Origin of the sequence: Flavobacterium erciyesense, from assembly GCF_018069925.1 — a bacterium.
In the GTDB taxonomy this organism is placed as follows: domain Bacteria; phylum Bacteroidota; class Bacteroidia; order Flavobacteriales; family Flavobacteriaceae; genus Flavobacterium; species Flavobacterium erciyesense.
This window is the reverse complement of record NZ_JAGPXB010000004.1, coordinates 233,046-251,369: the sequence shown is the minus strand read 5'-3', so window position 1 is coordinate 251,369 and position 18,324 is coordinate 233,046. Positions and strand designations below refer to the sequence as shown.

Here is an 18,324-nt window from a genome sequence, read left to right as displayed (position 1 = left end):
TATTTAACCCCTTTAACACTTATGTGTTAAAGGGGTTTTTATTTACCGAGGTTAATGTGATATTTATCTCCTTGTACATGGTAATTATCATTTACTTATTGTCTTTGTTTTATTTGATGATTTTTTAAATTTTATTTTATTTGTTTGGAACGTAAAAGAAAATATTTTCTTAGTACCTTACGTTATTCTATTGGATTTAACCATCAATCTTTTATCATAATGAAAACAAAAACTAATATATCGCTCGTTTTGGCTTCTATTTTCTTCATTACATCTTGCCAAGACAAAAAACAAGAAGTGGAAGGAACTTCAAAGAAACAAAATGCTGAAAAGCCATTGACTGTGCAATGTTACAAAGCTATTTATGAACGTGATACAATAAATTTACAAGTTGAGAAATTCAATGGTGGTAAGATTGGAGGAAATATGCAAATGCAATTTGATAAAATGCCCATAAAAAAGGGTACTATTTCAGGTGAATTTAGTGGTGACACATTGTTTGTTAGTTATACCTTTATCGAAGGTAGTAATGAAAAAATAACTTTCAAGAATCCCATGGCTTTTTTAAAACGTGGAGAGCAGCTGATTTTAGGGAATGGTAAAATGCAGACTACTATGGGGGCTACCTTTTTCGTAAAAGGGGAACCTATTGACTTTGATTCTGTTAAGTTTAAATTTGACAAGGTTGCATGTGAATGATTTTAATATCACATAATAGAGGTTTTTCAGTTTTTTAAATAAATGCTGTTCTAAGGTCTAGAGTTTATTTAATGTGTTTTATTCTCAAGATGATTGCTTTTTTGTTGCGTAGCAAAATTAAAAAGCTTCCGTCACTTCGAGTGCTTTTGTACAGCGTAGCGTAACAAAAATGTAGTTAACCGTCACTTCGAGTAGCGGAGCGTATCGAGAAGTCGATACACTTTTTACAATAAAGCTATCGCATTTTGGATTAAAACACTCGAACTGACGAAGCTGTCTTCCCGTCACTTCGAGTGGTTTTTTGTGGGGTAGCGTAACAAAAAAGTAGTTCACCGTCACTTCGAGTAGCGGAGCGTATCGAGAAGTCGATAGGCTTCGTACAATTAAGCTATTGTATTATTGTACAAAGCACTCGAACTGACGGCCTAAATATCGGTTTTGTCCAGCGAAACGCATAAAAGTGTATCGAGTAAATCAATTCTTTTTATTCTACTTCTTGACCAAAGGTTAGTAAGTTGTGGTCCGGATCAAGTAACGCAAATTCCTTCTGTCCCCATGGTTTAGCAGATAATGGAGCATGTGGATGTATGAGAGTTCCTTTGTCAATCAATTCTTTGTAAAATTTTTCTATTTCGTTGGTTCTGATGTAGGTTCCTGAATAGTTTTCTAACGAGTCTAATTCTTTAAATTCAAAAAAGTGAATTTCTACTTGGTCCCGTTTTACTATCAAATAGGCTTCATAATCATGGGCGCTGATATCAACAAATCCGAGCTGCTGTGTGCAATAAGCTTTGGTTATAGCTTTATTGCGCATCGGAAGTTTAGGATGAATTTGTGTCAACATTTAAATTTGTTTTTAAGTTCATTATCTTTTTATTTTTCTTGTCTGATGTAGTGGCTTTTAGTCCATAAAACGCTAAGGTAATTATTTTAGACTTTGCTTTTTACTGCATTTTAACTTATTCTTTGTGATTTTGTTGTTGTTTTTCAGATAATTGATGAACTACGATCTAAGCATCCACTTTATTTTATTACCATTGCTATTTGAGCGGATATTTTAGTCGAAAAATCAATAAGTGGTTGTTTTTGCATTTGTTAAAACCATCCTAAAATTGTTATATTTGTTTACTTTATTGGCCCAAGCATATTTGTTGGTTAGCCTTACAAAGTTCAATCCAAAAACTATGATCCCAAACGAACAAACCAATACCACTTGGCTGTTTGAAATAACACCTAAGAATAAATTTTTCTCCCTCAATTTAAAGGAAGTATGGCAATACCGTGACTTGTTATTTTTGTTTGTAAAACGTGACATTGTAACGGTTTACAAACAAACTGTTCTCGGACCACTGTGGTTTTTCATTCAACCTTTATTTACCAGTATCACTTTTACCATCATTTTTAATAATGTAGCAGGGATTACTACAGGCACAGTACCTCCTTTTTTATTTAATTTGGCTAGTATTACGGTTTGGAATTATTTTACTTCTTGTTTGAACGGTACTTCCAATACGTTTGCAAACAATGCTGGTATTTTCGGAAAAGTTTATTTCCCCCGAATTATCGCACCTTTAACAGTGGTGATTTCAAATTTGGCTAAGTTTTTAATTCAGGTGTTTATTTTTCTTTGTTTTTTTATCTATTACTACAGCCAGAATGCTTCAATTTCTTTTAACAGTGCTACTGTTTTTTTTCCTTTAATTGTTATTTTATTGGGAGTACTTGGACTTGGGTTGGGTATGATGATTTCGGCATTAGTAACCAAATACCGTGATCTAACGTATCTTATTGGCTTTGGTGTTCAATTGCTCATGTATATTTCTGCAGTCTTTTTTCCTTTACAGTTAATTGCAATTAAAATGCCCAATTATGCTTGGCTTGTAAAATACAACCCCTTAGCGTATTGCATAGAAGCTACTCGTTATATGTTACTGAGTACGGGAGAATTTCCGATTTGGGGTATGCTATATACGGTTACAATTACGGTTAGTGTTTTTTTAATAGGGCTACTTTTTTTTAATCATACTGAAAAGAAATTTATTGATACGGTTTAAAGTGAGAAGTGAGAAGTGAGAAGTGAGAAGTGAGAAGTGAGAAGTGAGAGGTGAGATGTGAGAAGTGAGAAGTGAGAAGTGAGAAGTGAGAAGTGAGAAGTGAGAAGTGAAAAGTGAAAAGTGAGTAGTGAGAAGTGAGAAGTAAGAAGTGAGAAGTAAGAAGTAAGAAGTGAGAAGTAAGAAGTGAAAAGTGAGAAGTGAAAAGTGAGAAGTGAAAAGTGATTTTTAATTATTCACGATTCACCATTTATCATTCACAATTCACCACTCACGATTCACCAACAAACATTCATTAAAATATAAATATATGGATCATAAGGATTTGGAGGTTTGGAAGAAGAGTATGGATTTGGTTGTTCAGGTCTATCAAATGACACAATTGTTTCCAGACACTGAGAAATATGGTTTAACTAGCCAGATGCGAAGGGCAGCGGTTTCAATTCCTTCAAATATCGCTGAGGGTGCGGCCAGAAACGGAGATAAAGAGCTCATGCAATTTCTTTCAATTTCAATAGGCTCGCTATCAGAGCTAGAAACTCAATATTTAATCGCCATACGATTAGGTTTTGTGACAAAAGAAGATAGTTTTGACCAGCAATTAATCGAGGTGAAAAAGCTTTTGATTGGATTTAAAAATTATATAAAAAGAAAGTGAGGAGTGAAAAGTGAGAAGTGAGAAGTGAGAAGTGAGAAGTGAAAAGCGAGAAGTGATTTTAATTATTCACGATTCACCACTCACCACTCAGCATTCACAATTCACAATTCATCACTCACCACTCACGATTCACCACTCACGATTCACCACTCACGATTCACCACTCACCACTCACTAAAAAAAGAATGAAGGATATAATATTAAAAGCAGAAAACATCTCTAAACAATACCGACTTGGAGTAGTAGGTACCGGCTCATTGATGCATGACCTTAATCGTTGGTGGCATCAAATACGTGGCAAAGAGGATCCGTACTTGAAAATTGGCGAAACTAACGATCGTTCTACGAAAGGGGAGAGTGATTATGTGTGGGCACTTCAGGATATCAATTTTGAAATTGGTCGCGGTGAAGTTATTGGGATAATAGGGAAGAATGGAGCTGGTAAATCGACCTTATTGAAAATTTTATCACGTGTTACGGCTCCTACAACAGGTAGCATTAAGTTTGGTGGTCGGGTTGCCTCGTTGCTTGAGGTAGGTACTGGTTTTAATGGCGAAATGACAGGACGTGAAAACATCTATTTGAATGGTGCTATTTTGGGTATGACCAAAAAAGAAATTACCTCCAAACTCGATGAAATAATCGAATTTTCAGGCTGCCAGCGCTACATTGATACTCCTGTAAAGCGATACAGTAGCGGGATGTACGTTCGTTTGGCTTTTGCCGTAGCTGCATTTTTAGAACCTGAAATTTTAATTATTGACGAAGTTTTAGCAGTGGGCGATGCTGAATTCCAAAAAAAGGCCATCGGCAAAATGCAGGATATTTCTAAAACTGGTGGCCGAACGGTGTTGTTTGTTAGTCATAATATGGCGGCAGTGAAGAGTTTGTGTACAAGGGGGATTTTACTGGAAAATGGGAAGGTAAAATATGAAGGTTCTATTGACCATATTATTGAAAGATATCTTGAAGATGAGAAAACAACAGCTCATCGAATTTTGAGTGATGAGATAATTAAAAATCATAATGCAGATTTTATAAAATTGATTGAGGTCAAGGTAATCAATACAAGTAATGCTATTTCAATAAATCATGGGATTGCAGATGATATCAACATTGAATTTACATATGATATTTTAAAAGAAAATGAACTTTTTACACATGGTTTTAATCTATTTAATATTGAAAATATTCATATATTAAGTTCGCATGACAAGAGATCGTTAACATTGAGTGAAGCTTTGCCAATTGGAAGATATAAGAAATCCGTGATTATTCCTGGAAATCTTCTTGCAGAGGGGAGTTATACTTGTAGTTTTGCTATTATGCGATACAATCCATTTTTTGTAGAATTTCATGAAATGAATATTGTTGGTTTTAATATAATAGATGAGTTTGGAGACAAAACAGTAAGAGGTAATTATTTTGGACACTTCCCAGGGATAATTAGACCTGAATTAACATGGAAAATTAAAAGTAATGAGTAAGAAATCTACAGGAGAAAGATTGGAGTTTTTTGATTTTTCAGATGTTACTGTTGAACATTTACATCGGTATGCAATAGCAAATGATTTTGTTGAAGGTAAAGTTATATTAGATATAGCATCAGGAGAGGGGTACGGCTCTTATATTTTATCTAAAAAGGCCTTAGAAGTTATAGGTGTTGACATTGATTTCGAGTCTGTTCAGAATGCAAAAGAAAAGTATTTAAAAGATAATCTTAAATTTATTGTCGGAAACGCAGATAATATTCCAGTTGAGTCAAACTCAATAGATATTGTAGTTAGTTTCGAAACGATTGAACATCATGATAAACATGAGGAAATGTTTTTAGAAATAAAAAGGGTTTTAAAGGATGATGGTATTTTAATTATGTCATCTCCTGACAAAAAATATTATTCAGATATTCCAAAATTTAAAAATAAGTTTCATGTAAAGGAATTATATTTTGATGAATTTGAGTGTTTGACCAAAAAGCACTTTAGTTTTTCAAAATTTTATTTGCAAAAAGCTTATAATTTGAATTCGTTAGTTTCAAATATTTGCGATTTTAATAATATTGTTGTTTATTCAGGAGATCAGTCAAACGTTAGTAAAAGTGCTAATCAACATTTGTATATTTTAACTATAGCTGCTCAACACGATATTAATGAATTACCCACTTCCTTTTTTAATGGAGCTGATATTAATAAGGTTATATTAGAAAATTACTTGATATGTATTACAAATACAATTAGAAACACTACATCCTATAAATTTGGAAACCTATTTATAAAACCTATTTATTTGTTTAGTAGTTTCATAAAAAAAAGATTCAAATAATATTAAATATAAATCTGTTTTTAAAGTGAATATATCTGTAGCTATTTGTACTTATAATGGTGAAAAATTTCTGAGGCAACAATTGGATAGCATCTTATTACAAACCGTATGTGTTGATGAGGTTATAATTTGTGATGATTTATCAACTGATTCTACGATTGAAATTCTTCATGCTTATAAAAATAAATACCCAGGATTAATTAAAATATTTATAAATGAAAAAACTTTAAAAACAGTAAAAAATTTTGAAAAAGCAATAGCCCTAACCACTGGAGACATTATATTTTTAGCAGATCAAGATGATATTTGGTGTTTAGATAAAGTTGAAATTATGCAACGCTTTTTTTATGAAAATAAAAATTGTAAGTTATTATTTTCTGATGCAAAATTAATTGATGAAGAAGGGGGTGATTTAGATGCAATGCTCTGGGATAAATGGGGTTTTACTGAAGAGATTCAAAATAAATGGAAAAACAATAAAAATGCTTTTAAAGATTTAATTGCAAATTGTAATAAAATAACAGGGGCAACGGTTTGTTTTCATAACTCATTAAAGTCATTTATTTTGCCAATAGAATTACCAGAAGGATATTGGCATGACGCATGGTTAGGATTGCATGCTTCGGCTCAACAAGGATTAATGTTTACATCACAGTCATTAATTAGTTATAGGATACATGAAAATCAACAGGTTGGCATATCTCGCATTATAAATGAAGATTCTTACTTTAAATCTATAAAAAAATATATTTTTGTGATTATATTTTTTAAGAAATTAATAAAAATTTATCCTAATGAGAAAGGGAATTTGCCCATCTTAGAAACAAAAAATATTTTAATTAAACTATTAAAAAAATTAAAAAAAAAGTTCAGAAGTATATTAAACTAATTAGAGATTTTAATATTATAATCTCTTTAAATATATTTTGTTGAATCAATTTGTAATCAACTAAATTATGAATATTGCCTTTACTATTTGTTCTAATAATTATCTAGCTCAGGCAAAGACTCTAGGAGATTCTTTTTTAGAATTCCATCCTGATTGGAAATTTATAATTGGTTTGTGTGATGAATTTGATTCGTCGTTTGATTATAGTGCTTTCGATAAATTTGAAATAATTAAAGTAAAAGATATAAAAGTTCCAGAATTTGAAAGTATTGTAAAGAAATACAATATTATAGAATTAAATACGGCAGTAAAACCAACATTTATTAAATATATTTTTACAACTTGTGATGCTAATAAACTTATTTATATAGACCCTGATATTTTAGTCACAAGTTATTTTGAAGAAGTTATTGCAATTTTGGATACGAAAGATATCGTATTAACTCCTCATATTTGCTCGCCAATTGATGATGAATACGCACCAACGGATTACCATACTTTAAGAGGGGGGATTTATAATTTAGGGTTTATTGCTTTGGCACGATATGATAAAATAAAAGATTTTATACACTGGTGGCATGAGAGGGTTTTGAAATATGGTTTTTGTGATTTTAGTAATACTATGTTTTATGATCAACTTTGGATAAATTATGTACCAGCCATGTGGGACGATTATTTTATACTCAAGCATCCTGGTTATAATATGGCAAATTGGAACTTGCATGAACGATTATTAACACAAACTAGTAATGACGGGTTTGTTGTTAATGAAAAATTTTCATTACGTTTTTTTCATTTCAGTGGCTATAAATATAATAATCCAACTAGTATAGCTTCCTATTTAACTCGATATAATTTTGAATCCAGACCTGATTTGAAAAATTTGTTTTTTAAATACCATAATTTATTAAAAAATAATAATATTGAACAAATCAGTAAACTAAAAGTTTATTATTTATTTGTCAATAAAAGAGTTGCAGTTTCTCCTAGAAAGAAGTCTTTTTTAAGGAAAATTATTAATAGACTAAAAAAAATAATTAAAGTTTTTCTAACAGGAAATGTTTAGAATCAAAAAAATCATGTTGTTAATTTAAGTTATATCGTGAGTAAAATAAAGTTTAATTTAGTTTGTGTGGTGGTTATACCTGTTCATAGCGATAGTCCATCTAATTTGGAGTTAATATCTTTTAAGCAGTGTTTTGATATTTTAAAAAAACATGCCATAAAAGTTATGGTGCCTAAAGGCCTTAATTTAGAAGCTTATTTAAAGGTAGTACCCAATTTTGAAGTTGTTGAAATAGAGCCAAATTGGCAAAGTAGCCTTTTTATGTATAATAAATTAAAGTTGAGTTCTTTTTTTTATGATTTATTTAAAGAGTTTGATTATTTATTGACTTACGAATTAGATGCTTTTGTTTTTAAAGATGAGTTAGATTTTTGGTGTGATAAAAATTATGATTACATTGGCGCTCCATGGTTTTTTGGTTATTCCGAACCACTTTCAAATGATTTTATTGGTGTAGGTAATTCCGGTTTTTCTTTGAGAAAAATAAGCTCTATGAGAAATGCAATTCAGAAAATTTATTTTGAAGAGCATAAATATTTTAGAATATCTAAGAAAAAACGATTTTTAAATACAATTCGAATGCCATTAGATTATTTTAATATTTGGAGAAACAAAAATAATACTATTCAAATTGCGAGACATTTTAACGAAGATTGGTTTGTGTCTTATGTAATTCCAAAATATATTGTAGATTTTATCATTGCACCAATAGATGATGCTATTAAATTTAGTTTTGAAGTTAAGCCGGATTATTTATTCGATATTAATAATCAAATGTTACCAATGGGCTGTCATGCTTGGGATAAATATAATTTTGAATTTTGGAAGCCTCATATTTTGAATTTTGGATATCAATTTTAAAGCAATAAATCGCATTTTTTTTAATTATAATATATAATCAATGCAGAAGGTTTCTATAATTACCATCAATTACAACAACCTCGAAGGTTTAAAAAAGACCGTTGAAAGTGTTGTCAATCAAACGTGGCAAGAGTTTGAGTATCTCGTTATTGATGGTGGTTCTACTGATGGCAGTGCAGCTTTTATTGAGAGTCAAAGTGAAACTATTGATTATTGGGTCAGTGAACCAGACCAAGGAATTTACAATGCCATGAATAAGGGTATTGCCCAGGCCAGCGGGGAGTATTTGTTGTTTTTGAACAGTGGGGATCATTTGTATGGTGATAGGGTATTAGCACATAGTGTTTCTCATTTAACTTCTTATGATTTGGTTTGCTTTGATATGGAGGTACTGGGAAGAGAAAAATCTTCTGTTTTTTCAGCACCGGATGCAGTGCGTTTTTCTGATTTGTATTTTGATTTTTTACCCCATCCAACCACATTTATAAAAAAAGAATTGTTTGTCAAAGTTGGGCTTTATGATGAATCGTTTGCGATTATTTCTGATTGGAAATTTTTTATTTTGGCGTTGTTCAAATACAATTGCAGTTATACGAAAATAAATGAAACATTATCTACTTTTTATGCAAACGGGATAAGTTCAACAGGAAATCATTTGCAAGAAAGAAGGCAGGTGATGGAAACCTATTTTAGTGGTTATCTTTTAGATTTTGATGAATTGGCTTTGCATCGAAAATGGGCTCAAACGAATCGATTTAAAATATTGTCAGAACTTGAAAAGTCTGCATTAGGGAAGAAGGCAGCATCCTTTTTTCTTAGAACGGGGCTTTTTTTGTTTTCAAGAAAAAAATTAAACGATTTGTAACACTATTTTGCTTTGGAGTTAAGAACTATTTACACTTTTACGTAGGATGGATTTATATAATAAGAAAATATTATTAGTAATACACCAAGGCAATTTAGGTGGAGCAGAACGACAAGGATTAGGGATTTCAAAAATTTTGACAACTAAATACAATTGTACTGTTAATGTTTTATTGACCTATTCGCCAGAAACAACCTCTGAATTTGAGTATTTTGCCAAAGAATGTCAGGTTCAAAATATTTTGCATTTTGGAGGTGGGTATTTATTATTAAAAAGAGAGTTTAGTTATAAAAATCTTCAACGATTGGTTTGGTCTGTAAAATACCTTCTCCGATTGCGAAAAGGCATTAAACCCTATCAGCCCGACATCATCATCCCTTTTTTGAATTTTCCTTCTAAGGTTTCTTATTATTTATATAAAATGTTGCCTTCGGTTCAATTTACTTTTTGGCATCAATTGGGTTTGGATAGTAACAGTCTTGATATTTTTGAAAGTATTGCGGTAAATAACATTCCTTGTGTTATTGGTAATGCCAGTAATTGTTTGGATATGTTTAAGAATATATATATAGTAAATCCTGAAAAATTATTTGTTTTGCCACAATATATTAGTTTAGAGTATATAGAAGCTGATAAAGATTTGCTTAGAATGAAATATAGTATTCCTAAAGAATCTCTTGTGATTGGTATGATCGCTCACTATCGAGAAGAGAAATACCATGATTTAGTACTTGATGTATTCAATAAGTTAGCTATAAAATATGATACTATACATTTAGTTTTTTTAGGTAATATAGAAAATCAAATTTACGCGCAGGAAAAGTACAGCCAGTTATCAAAAAATATTTTAGAAAATAGGACATCAAACAGAATATCCTTGCTTTCGGGTTTTAAGGTTCAAGATATTTTGGGACTTTTAGATATTGGTGTTTTAATGTCTCGAATAGAAGGCATGCCTAATGCGGTTATGGAATATATGTTATATGGTTTGCCGGTTGTAACTACAAATCATCCGGGTTGTATTGAGTTACTTAAAGGCTCATCATTTTTAATAGAAAATGATGAGGCATCATTGTTTGACGCTTTAGAGAAATTAATTATTTCAGAAGAGTTAAGAGTATCGGAAGGAACCCTTAATCTCAATAAAATTAAATCCTATGATATGGATTCTTACTTAGTAAAAATGAATCTTATAATCAATAAAGCGCTAAAGATTTAATTACGTCACTTCTATATTCTTCTATCTTTGTTAAAAAAAAATATTTTTAATGAATACAATACTTAAAAATAGTCCCTTGATATCTATTGTCATACCTTGTTATAATGATTTGAAATTCATAGAGCAATCGGTACAATCTGCTTTAAATCAAACCTATGAAAATATTGAAGTTATTCTAGTTGATGATGGATCTGATAGTGATACAAAAGCTGTTTTGAAAAGAGTAGAGCCCACAATTTCAAAATTAATAACTCAAGATAATCAAGGACAAAGTACTGCCAGAAATGTAGGAATCCGATCTGCAAAAGGAGAATATATTTTAGTATTAGACAGTGATGATTTTTTTGAACCTGACTTTTGTGAAAAGGCACTCTTTTTTTTTCTGAAAAATACAGATATAAAAATAGTGACTTGTCAAGCAAACTTACTTTTTGATAATGGATTTTCTACTGTATCTAAACCAAGAGGAGGTACAATTTCTGATTTCATGTATTTTAACGAAGCTTTTGGCAGTACAATTTTTAAAAAAATAGATTGGGAAAGGGTTGGTGGATATGATGAAATAATGCGAAAAGGATTTGAAGATTGGGAGTTTTATATTAGGGTGATTAAGGATGGGGGTTGCGTTTTTGTTTTACAAGAGGTATTATTTAATTACAGAAAAAGAAACGATTCTACAACCAAAAGAGCCAATGCCATAAAGTATGAGCTTTTATATTATATTTATACTAAACACCAAGAATTATATAAAAATCATTTTGATACATTCGTTAAGAATTTATTATTAAAAACAGAGAGAGAAGAAACGGAAAAGATTAAAAATACAGAAAGATTGGAGTTTTTAATTGGTAAACGAATTTTACAGCCTTTCAGATGGTTTAAATTATTTTTGAAATAATTGAAAAAAATAAAAATGAAACAAGCTATTTTAATTACTGCTTATAAAAATTATAATCATTTAGAAGAAATTATTAATTTTTTTGATGAAAATTTTGAACTGTACATCCATATTGATAAAAAGAGTAAAATATCAGAAACAGAATTAATAAATTTGAATAAGTATGAAAATGTTAAGCTTGTTTCTCGAAAATTTAATGTGAATTGGGGAGGTTTGAATCACTTGAAATGTATCTTGTATTTATGTGAGCAAGCGCTTAAAAATCCAGATATTTATTATCTCCATCTTATTAGTGGCAGTGATTATCCAATACAAAAAATTTCTTCATTTTTAGATTTTTTTAAAATTAATAGTAATGAGGAATATTTAAATTATTTCGAAATCCCTAGACCAAATGGAGCTGATAATGGAGGAATGGATCGCATTGAATATTTTAATCTATATGATTTTTTTAATGCAAAAATTCCCTATGAAAATAGAATAATCCGAAGACTAATTTGTTTTCAAAGAAGGATAGGTTATAAACGGCCAATATCATCGAAAATTCCAAAACTTTATAGTGGTTCAACTTGGTGGAGTTTGAGTAGAGAATGTGTACAATATGTGATGAGGTTTACTTTTGAAAATAATTTTTTACTTAAAAGGATGAAATATACCTTATGTTCTGAAGAAATTTACTTTCAAACTATAATTTTGAATTCAAAATTTGCACTTAAAGTGAATCAAAATACTTTAAGATACATAGACTGGGTTACTAGAAATGGCAATAATCCAGCTGTTTTAGATACGAGTGATTTTGAAAAACTAGTGACAACTGATGCTTTTTTTGCTCGAAAAATTGAATATCCGCAATCTGTTTTATTAATGAATAAGATTAAATCTTTTTTAGAGATATGAAGCCCAAAGTTACCATCATTATGGCCACCTACAATAGATCAAAATATATTGTAGAAACATTAAATTCAATACAATCGCAAGTCTTTACCAATTGGGAATGTTTAATTATTGATGATGGTGGATCTGATACTACTATTGATGTTATTGCTCCACTACTTGAGAAAGACAGAAGGTTTCATTTTTTTAAACGTCCAGATACTTATATAAAAGGATTGCCCGGCAGTCGTAATTATGGATTGGACCTAGCTAAGGGTGACTTCATAATTTTCTTTGATGATGATGATATTGTGCATCCTCAAAATTTAGAAATTTGTGTGGAGGAATTAAGTAAACAAAATGTTTTTTTTTGCAGGTATCTACGAAATGTTTTCTTTGATGATTTTGACTATAATTTTGAATTTTCAAAAGAATATACTTCTTTTTTTGTAACTAAATCTCATGTTGAAAAACTATTAATAAACGAACTTCCTTTTAATTCTTGTGCAGTAATGTGGCATAGAGAGTGTTTTAAGGAGAATCGATTTGAGGAGCATCTAATGTATGCAGAAGAATGGGAATTGTATTCCAGAATATTATCTTCTGATATCAAAGGAATTTCTATTGAAAAATGTTTGTTTTTTGGGCGTAAACATGCCAATTCCAATACTGGAGAATTTTATAATAATAATCCTATACGCAGGGCTTCTAAAAAAGAGGCTATTTTGTTGGTTATTAAAAATTTAAAGGATAAACAGTTGCTGTCTTCTTCGCTACTTCGTTATTTTGTAACCCTGGCAACCGACTTTAGGGAGTATAATTTGTTTACGCAAATCATCACTTTACTTGAATTGTCAATCTTTGAAAGAATAAAATGGCAGTTTTTTTATAGTACGTTCCCTTTGCGTTTGTCTGTGTATAAATTAAAAAAAACATTTCGAAAAATATAATTCATGAAAATTCTCCTTTGTTTTGGAACCCGTCCTGAAGCCATAAAAATGGCGCCGCTTTTTCATGAGCTACAAACAAATAATGTTGACGTCCAAGTCTGTGTAACAGCTCAGCATCGGGAAATGCTGGATCAGGTTTTGGATTTTTTTTCCATTGTTCCTGATTATGATCTAGATTTGATGCAACCCAATCAAAGCTTGAATGCGTTAAGTGCCAATATTTTATCAAAGATGGACGGGGTGTTTGCTGTTGCAAAACCTAATTTGGTATTGGTACACGGAGACACTACCACCTCGTCGATAGTGGCTTTAGCCGCCTTTCATAACGGCATAACTGTAGGACATATAGAAGCCGGTTTGCGTACGTATAATAAAAAGGCACCTTTTCCGGAGGAAGTGAACCGTCAGTTGACCAGCAGAATAGCTGATATTCATTTTACCCCGACTGCTGTAGCAACCCAAAATCTATTGAATGAAGGCATCCTTCCGGCGGCTATCGTAGAAACTGGAAATACCGTTATTGATGCACTATTGTTGGCCGTTGTAAAAATTGAAACGGAGCATTATCAGCATCCCGAAATAGATCGATTGAAGCGTCTTATTCCAAGACATAAGAAAATGGTTCTGGTCACAGGGCATCGCAGAGAAAATTTTGGAGCCGGTTTTGAGCACCTTTGTGATGCACTTTTATCAGTTTCAGAACGGGAGGATGTTACGATAGTTTATCCCGTACATTTAAATCCCAATGTAAAAGATATTGTATATGAGAAATTGTCCGATATCGAAAATATTTATTTGATTCCACCGGTTTCCTATCCTGTTTTTGTGTGGTTGATGCAACAATCCTTTTTGATTGTGACCGATTCCGGAGGTATTCAGGAAGAAGCTCCATCCCTAAGGAAACCTGTTTTGGTTACCCGCACGGTATCAGAGCGACCTGAGGGTGTTACTGCCGGATTTTCTATTTTGGTAGGTACGGATCAGCAAAAAATCAGCACCACCATTTGTTCTTTTTTAGACGGATTCTCAGGATTTGGATCTTCCATCAATCCTTATGGAACGGGTCATGCTTCCCAAAAAATTACCGATTATTTATTAAAACACTATTAAAATGAAAATCCTTGTTATAGTAGATTCCATTAATATTGAAGACAGCAGTGGTTCAAAAGCTAATGTGGCGCTCATTACTAATTTGGTAGCAGCGGGATTTGATGTTTTTGTATATCATTATACCCAAAAATTCATTTCGTTGGAAGGTGTTTCCTGTTATGCAATTCCTGAAATAAAATACAGTCCTCTGTATTTCTTAAGTCGGATGCAACGAATTATAAGTCGGAATTTCAAGGTTAATCCGGCTCCTTTCTTGGAGCAGTTGTTTGGTTTTTCTTTTACTTTTTATAATGATACACGCAGTATCACTGCCGCGTTACAACAACAAAAGTTTCAGCCTGATTTAGTAATAACCTTGAGTAAAGGCGCCAGTTTCAGGCCTCATTATTCCGTTCTTAAACTTCCTCAATGGCATGACAAATGGATGGCTTATGTGCATGATCCGTATCCGGCCCATTATTATCCGCGACCTTACAATTGGGTAGAATCCAGCCATAAAGCCAGAGAAGCCTTTTTTTGGGCAGTTTCTACAAAAGCTAGATATAGTGCATTTCCCAGTTTGTTGTTGCACGAATGGATGTCGAGTTATTTCCCTGATTTTGCCCAAACAGGAGTTGTTATTCCCCATCAGAATACAAAGTATGTCGTTCAGAATACCTCTTTTCCATCTTATTTTGATGTTTCAAAATTCAATGTACTGCATGCCGGTAATTTGATGAAGCAACGCTCACCGGAAGGTTTGATAGCAGGTTTTCAACTTTTTTTGCAGCATTATCCTGAAGCCGGAAAAGAATCTCGATTGCTGTTGCTTGGGCCTGCTTCCGATCATACCCAACTATTGGAAAGCCACCAGAAACGGACTCCTGAACTTTACATTCATAACGGTATGATTTCTTTTGACACCGTTTATTTGCTGCAACAAAGTGTATCGGTTAATGTTATTTTGGAGTCAAAATCGGAAATCAGCCCTTTTTTGCCCGCTAAGTTTCCACATTGTGTTGCCGCTAATACTGCCATTCTTTCGTTAGCTCCTTATTATAGTGAAACGAAACGGTTGTTAGGTCCTGACTATGCGTATTGGTCCGAAGTGGATGATGTGCCAAAAATTGCAGCCTTACTCGGGGAATTGTATCTTTTGTGGAAACAAAACCCGAACCAATTGCTTTTAAACAGAAGTGATTTAGCGGAATATCTTTCGGTTTCGTATTTAAAAAAGACTATTGAAAATTTGGAAAAAAATAATCAGATATGACGCACGCCACTTTTACTATACTATTAACCACCAAAAACCGTAAAACCGATTTGGCTGTTACTTTAGCTAAAATCCAGCCCTTGCTAGTTTGTGACGGGGTAGCGTGTATTGTTTGTGATGATGGTTCTACAGATGATTCCGCTGTTTTTGTTCAAAACCAATATCCTCAAATTCAATTAATTCAGCATAAAGAGAGTAAAGGGCTTATTTACAGCAGAAACCGATTGTTGGATTTAGTGACTACAGAATTTGCCATTTCATTAGATGATGATGCCCATTTTATAACAACTAATGCGTTGTCGGTTATTGCTGACTACTTTGCTGCCAACCCCAATTGCGGAGTATTGGCCTTGCGCATTTTTTGGGGCTTAGTAGCACCTCATACTGTTGTTACTACTGAAACGCCCTCTCGAGTGCAGGGATTTGTAGGTTGTGGTCATGTATGGCGAATGAAAGCCTGGCGGAATATTCCTGATTATCCAGATTGGTTTATTTTTTATGGAGAGGAAGATTTTGCCGCCTATCAGTTGTTTAAAAATAACATTGAGATTCATTATTTACCGGAAGTTTTAGTGCATCACCGGGTGGATGTGAAAGCCCGAAAAAACAGCTCAGATTACACCCTGCGGCTGCGCCGATCGTTACGATCGGGTTGGTATTTATACTTCTTGTTTTATCCACTTCGGATGATTCCTCGTAAAATGGCGTATAGCATTTGGATGCAATTGCAATTGAAAGTGTTTAAAGGTGATTTTAAAGCCTTATATGCTTTGGTTCTGGCATTGTCAGATTTAATTTTTGCAGTACCAAAAATCATCAGGAATGCCAATCGACTGACGCTAGAAGAGTATAGTATTTATCAAAAATTAGCACCCACACAATTGTATTGGAAGCCTTAAAATAATCAAAAAATACAGATGAAAAATTATAGTAATTATGACAGAGGGAATTGGGCAGCACTTCAATTAAGTTCCGTTATTGATGTACTGCCCAATCGTGTTGTCAGTGATATTGGTTCCGGTTGGGGTTGGTTTAGACCTACTGTCGAAAGGTTTAATTTGGAATGGCAGCCGTTTGATTTTGTCAAAAAAATTGAAGAGTCCACTATTTGGGATCTTAATTATAAGGCGCCAGAGAATGTTAAAACTCCCGGTTTTGTAGTTTTTATGGAAGTATTGGAGCATCTTTCGAATCCGGAATTAGGGATACGAAATATAGCGGCGCATATAGCCACAGGTGGTTATATGGTACTAACCACTCCAAATCCATTGAGTGCGGAGAGTAAGTTTACTTACTTATTTAAAAATAATTTGTATGCTTTTCAATCCAAACATTTACGGGAGCACCATGTGTACGTTCCTTTACCTCATGTGGTACGTTTTCATTTAGAAAACAATGGATTCGAGGTTCTTGAATCAGCTACTATAGGAGATGTGATTCCTCCAAAAATAGATTTTACAGTCCAGTACTTCAAAGAATTGGTGCGTTATCTTTTTTTACAATTATTTGTTGCCTTTCACCCGGAATCCAAGGGGCATACACAAGGTTTTTTTGTTGTAAAAAAATAATTTTTACGATGTAAAATGCTTAGTAGGATACAATAGAAGGTTTATTTTTAGTTGCTAAAGAGGAATTACGAAAAAGGGATTTCGTAGATTTGGTGGTGGTTTTGTATGGGGTTAGTGATGATGGCCTATATCCGCTGGCCTCTACAATGGAGTAACTGTCGTGGTATTTTGTAAATTTGATATTTTGAAATATAGTGTTAAGACTTTTTTTATTTTTTTAGGTGATTTGTATTTAAAGTAGTATTAAAGTTCAAGGAGTATTTTTTGGAATTATAAAAAATAAGTATTTTTACAAGGATATAATTTCGCCAATGAAAACTATTGCCATTATTCCTGCTCGCGAGAACTCCAAACGTTTGCCTAACAAGAATTTGTTGCTGTTAGGTCAAATCCCTTTATTGGTGCACAGTATTTTATTTGCTCAAAGAAATCCGTCTATCATTGATGAAATCTATGTTACTACAGATAGTGCTGCCATAAAAAAAGTTGCTTTGCAGTATGGTGTTCAAGTGATTGACCGACCTGATGCTATATCGGGAGATTTTGAACCTACTGTAACGGCAATACAGCATGTTTTAGATACGGTTTCCTTCACTCCGGATCATGTAATTGTATTGCAACCCACCAATCCGTTACGTCCGGATTATCTGTTGCAAGATGCTTTTAAAGCCTATGCGAACAACAGTTGTGACAGTTTATTCACTGTTAGCAGGAATCATCAAAAACTGGGTAAAATTAGCAACCAATCTTTTATCCCTTTCAATTACGCTATAGGGCAGCGCAGTCAGGATTTAGAACCACTTTATTTTGAAAATGGCTTATTGTACATTACTCAGACAAAATTGATACGGGAAGGTAAAATATTTTCTGAAAACAGCCTCCCTTATGAAGTAAATCATATTTTTGCGACAGTAGATATTGACACGCAAGATGATTTGGATTATGCCGCGTATTTAATCAACAAATCGTCTCGACTGCGCTCGACCTGACAGTTGTTGCGATTGGAGAATTTTGTTGTCAAATCGAGCGCAGTCGAGCTTGCT

At 32.7% G+C, this 18,324-nt stretch carries 19 protein-coding genes; 18 read left to right on the top strand and 1 reads right to left on the bottom strand.

The features are described from left to right. Positions 1-219: 219 nt before the first annotated feature. Positions 220-699 carry a hypothetical protein gene (locus KBJ98_RS06870; RefSeq protein WP_210788967.1) on the top strand — a complete coding sequence of 160 codons (480 nt, stop codon included), beginning with the start codon at positions 220-222 and terminating at the stop codon, positions 697-699. Between the two features lie 484 nt (positions 700-1,183). Here KBJ98_RS06870 and KBJ98_RS06865 read toward each other — a convergent pair whose 3' ends face one another. Beyond that, a complete protein-coding gene (locus KBJ98_RS06865) occupies positions 1,184-1,543 on the bottom strand; it encodes a bleomycin resistance protein (RefSeq protein WP_210788965.1) in 360 nt (119 codons plus the stop codon). Positions 1,544-1,883: 340 nt separating this feature from the next. Between KBJ98_RS06865 and KBJ98_RS06860 the strand changes: the two genes are divergently transcribed. The 17 genes from KBJ98_RS06860 (at position 1,884) to KBJ98_RS06780 (ending at position 18,270) form a co-directional block, all read left to right on the top strand. Next, a complete protein-coding gene (locus tag KBJ98_RS06860) occupies positions 1,884-2,753 on the top strand; it encodes an ABC transporter permease (RefSeq protein ID WP_210788964.1) in 870 nt (289 codons plus the stop codon). Positions 2,754-3,060: 307 nt separating this feature from the next. Further along, the gene (locus tag KBJ98_RS06855; protein ID WP_210788962.1) at positions 3,061-3,408 is read left to right on the top strand and encodes a four helix bundle protein; all 348 of its coding nucleotides are present in this window, start codon (positions 3,061-3,063) and stop codon (positions 3,406-3,408) included. Between the two features lie 185 nt (positions 3,409-3,593). After that, positions 3,594-4,895 carry an ABC transporter ATP-binding protein gene (locus KBJ98_RS06850; RefSeq protein WP_210788960.1) on the top strand — a complete coding sequence of 434 codons (1,302 nt, stop codon included), beginning with the start codon at positions 3,594-3,596 and terminating at the stop codon, positions 4,893-4,895. Next, entirely contained in the window at positions 4,888-5,730 is an 843-nt protein-coding gene (locus KBJ98_RS06845; RefSeq protein ID WP_210788958.1) for a class I SAM-dependent methyltransferase, read from the top strand. The genes KBJ98_RS06850 and KBJ98_RS06845 overlap by 8 nt, the downstream gene beginning before the upstream one ends. Positions 5,731-5,755: 25 nt before the next feature. Next, on the top strand, positions 5,756-6,619 hold the full coding sequence (locus tag KBJ98_RS06840) for a glycosyltransferase family 2 protein (RefSeq protein ID WP_210788957.1): 864 nt from the start codon (positions 5,756-5,758) through the stop codon (positions 6,617-6,619). A gap of 67 nt (positions 6,620-6,686) precedes the next feature. Continuing rightward, positions 6,687-7,685 (top strand): glycosyltransferase family protein, encoded by a 999-nt coding sequence (locus KBJ98_RS06835; protein WP_210788956.1) that lies wholly within the window; start codon positions 6,687-6,689, stop codon positions 7,683-7,685. 36 nt (positions 7,686-7,721) lie between these two features. Further along, the gene (locus tag KBJ98_RS06830; RefSeq protein ID WP_210788955.1) at positions 7,722-8,546 is read left to right on the top strand and encodes a DUF5672 family protein; all 825 of its coding nucleotides are present in this window, start codon (positions 7,722-7,724) and stop codon (positions 8,544-8,546) included. Between the two features lie 40 nt (positions 8,547-8,586). Beyond that, on the top strand, positions 8,587-9,411 hold the full coding sequence (locus KBJ98_RS06825; protein WP_210788954.1) for a glycosyltransferase family 2 protein: 825 nt from the start codon (positions 8,587-8,589) through the stop codon (positions 9,409-9,411). A gap of 46 nt (positions 9,412-9,457) precedes the next feature. Beyond that, a complete protein-coding gene (locus KBJ98_RS06820; RefSeq protein ID WP_210788953.1) occupies positions 9,458-10,630 on the top strand; it encodes a glycosyltransferase family 4 protein in 1,173 nt (390 codons plus the stop codon). A gap of 49 nt (positions 10,631-10,679) precedes the next feature. Continuing rightward, entirely contained in the window at positions 10,680-11,528 is an 849-nt protein-coding gene (locus KBJ98_RS06815; RefSeq protein ID WP_210788952.1) for a glycosyltransferase family A protein, read from the top strand. 15 nt (positions 11,529-11,543) lie between these two features. After that, complete coding sequence (locus KBJ98_RS06810) at positions 11,544-12,425, top strand: beta-1,6-N-acetylglucosaminyltransferase (RefSeq protein WP_210788950.1); 882 nt, start codon at positions 11,544-11,546, stop codon at positions 12,423-12,425. Then, complete coding sequence (locus tag KBJ98_RS06805) at positions 12,422-13,351, top strand: glycosyltransferase family 2 protein (RefSeq protein WP_210788948.1); 930 nt, start codon at positions 12,422-12,424, stop codon at positions 13,349-13,351. Before KBJ98_RS06810 ends, KBJ98_RS06805 begins: the two co-directional genes overlap by 4 nt. A gap of 3 nt (positions 13,352-13,354) precedes the next feature. Continuing rightward, positions 13,355-14,461: a non-hydrolyzing UDP-N-acetylglucosamine 2-epimerase gene (gene wecB, locus KBJ98_RS06800; RefSeq protein WP_210788946.1), complete on the top strand. Its 1,107-nt coding sequence runs from the start codon at positions 13,355-13,357 to the stop codon at positions 14,459-14,461. A 1-nt stretch (position 14,462) separates the two neighbouring features. After that, entirely contained in the window at positions 14,463-15,713 is a 1,251-nt protein-coding gene (locus KBJ98_RS06795; protein WP_210788944.1) for a glycosyltransferase family protein, read from the top strand. Beyond that, positions 15,710-16,612, top strand: a complete 903-nt coding sequence (locus KBJ98_RS06790) for a glycosyltransferase family 2 protein (protein ID WP_210788942.1) — start codon at positions 15,710-15,712, stop codon at positions 16,610-16,612. The genes KBJ98_RS06795 and KBJ98_RS06790 overlap by 4 nt, the downstream gene beginning before the upstream one ends. A gap of 18 nt (positions 16,613-16,630) precedes the next feature. Further along, positions 16,631-17,281 carry a class I SAM-dependent methyltransferase gene (locus KBJ98_RS06785; protein ID WP_210788939.1) on the top strand — a complete coding sequence of 217 codons (651 nt, stop codon included), beginning with the start codon at positions 16,631-16,633 and terminating at the stop codon, positions 17,279-17,281. A 311-nt stretch (positions 17,282-17,592) separates the two neighbouring features. Continuing rightward, positions 17,593-18,270, top strand: coding sequence for an acylneuraminate cytidylyltransferase family protein (locus KBJ98_RS06780; protein ID WP_210788937.1), 678 nt, complete (start codon positions 17,593-17,595; stop codon positions 18,268-18,270). The last annotated feature ends 54 nt before the right edge of the window (positions 18,271-18,324 follow it).

Coding starts and splice junctions, on each gene's coding strand:
- KBJ98_RS06780 (WP_210788937.1), top strand. CDS start 17,593: ATGAAAACTATTGCCATTATTCCTGCTCGCGAGAACTCCAAACGTTTG.
- KBJ98_RS06820 (WP_210788953.1), top strand. CDS start 9,458: ATGGATTTATATAATAAGAAAATATTATTAGTAATACACCAAGGCAAT.
- wecB (WP_210788946.1), top strand. CDS start 13,355: ATGAAAATTCTCCTTTGTTTTGGAACCCGTCCTGAAGCCATAAAAATG.
- KBJ98_RS06795 (WP_210788944.1), top strand. CDS start 14,463: ATGAAAATCCTTGTTATAGTAGATTCCATTAATATTGAAGACAGCAGT.
- KBJ98_RS06835 (WP_210788956.1), top strand. CDS start 6,687: ATGAATATTGCCTTTACTATTTGTTCTAATAATTATCTAGCTCAGGCA.
- KBJ98_RS06855 (WP_210788962.1), top strand. CDS start 3,061: ATGGATCATAAGGATTTGGAGGTTTGGAAGAAGAGTATGGATTTGGTT.
- KBJ98_RS06860 (WP_210788964.1), top strand. CDS start 1,884: ATGATCCCAAACGAACAAACCAATACCACTTGGCTGTTTGAAATAACA.
- KBJ98_RS06785 (WP_210788939.1), top strand. CDS start 16,631: ATGAAAAATTATAGTAATTATGACAGAGGGAATTGGGCAGCACTTCAA.
- KBJ98_RS06825 (WP_210788954.1), top strand. CDS start 8,587: ATGCAGAAGGTTTCTATAATTACCATCAATTACAACAACCTCGAAGGT.
- KBJ98_RS06805 (WP_210788948.1), top strand. CDS start 12,422: ATGAAGCCCAAAGTTACCATCATTATGGCCACCTACAATAGATCAAAA.
- KBJ98_RS06815 (WP_210788952.1), top strand. CDS start 10,680: ATGAATACAATACTTAAAAATAGTCCCTTGATATCTATTGTCATACCT.
- KBJ98_RS06845 (WP_210788958.1), top strand. CDS start 4,888: ATGAGTAAGAAATCTACAGGAGAAAGATTGGAGTTTTTTGATTTTTCA.
- KBJ98_RS06865 (WP_210788965.1), bottom strand. CDS start 1,543: ATGTTGACACAAATTCATCCTAAACTTCCGATGCGCAATAAAGCTATA.
- KBJ98_RS06790 (WP_210788942.1), top strand. CDS start 15,710: ATGACGCACGCCACTTTTACTATACTATTAACCACCAAAAACCGTAAA.
- KBJ98_RS06870 (WP_210788967.1), top strand. CDS start 220: ATGAAAACAAAAACTAATATATCGCTCGTTTTGGCTTCTATTTTCTTC.
- KBJ98_RS06850 (WP_210788960.1), top strand. CDS start 3,594: ATGAAGGATATAATATTAAAAGCAGAAAACATCTCTAAACAATACCGA.
- KBJ98_RS06810 (WP_210788950.1), top strand. CDS start 11,544: ATGAAACAAGCTATTTTAATTACTGCTTATAAAAATTATAATCATTTA.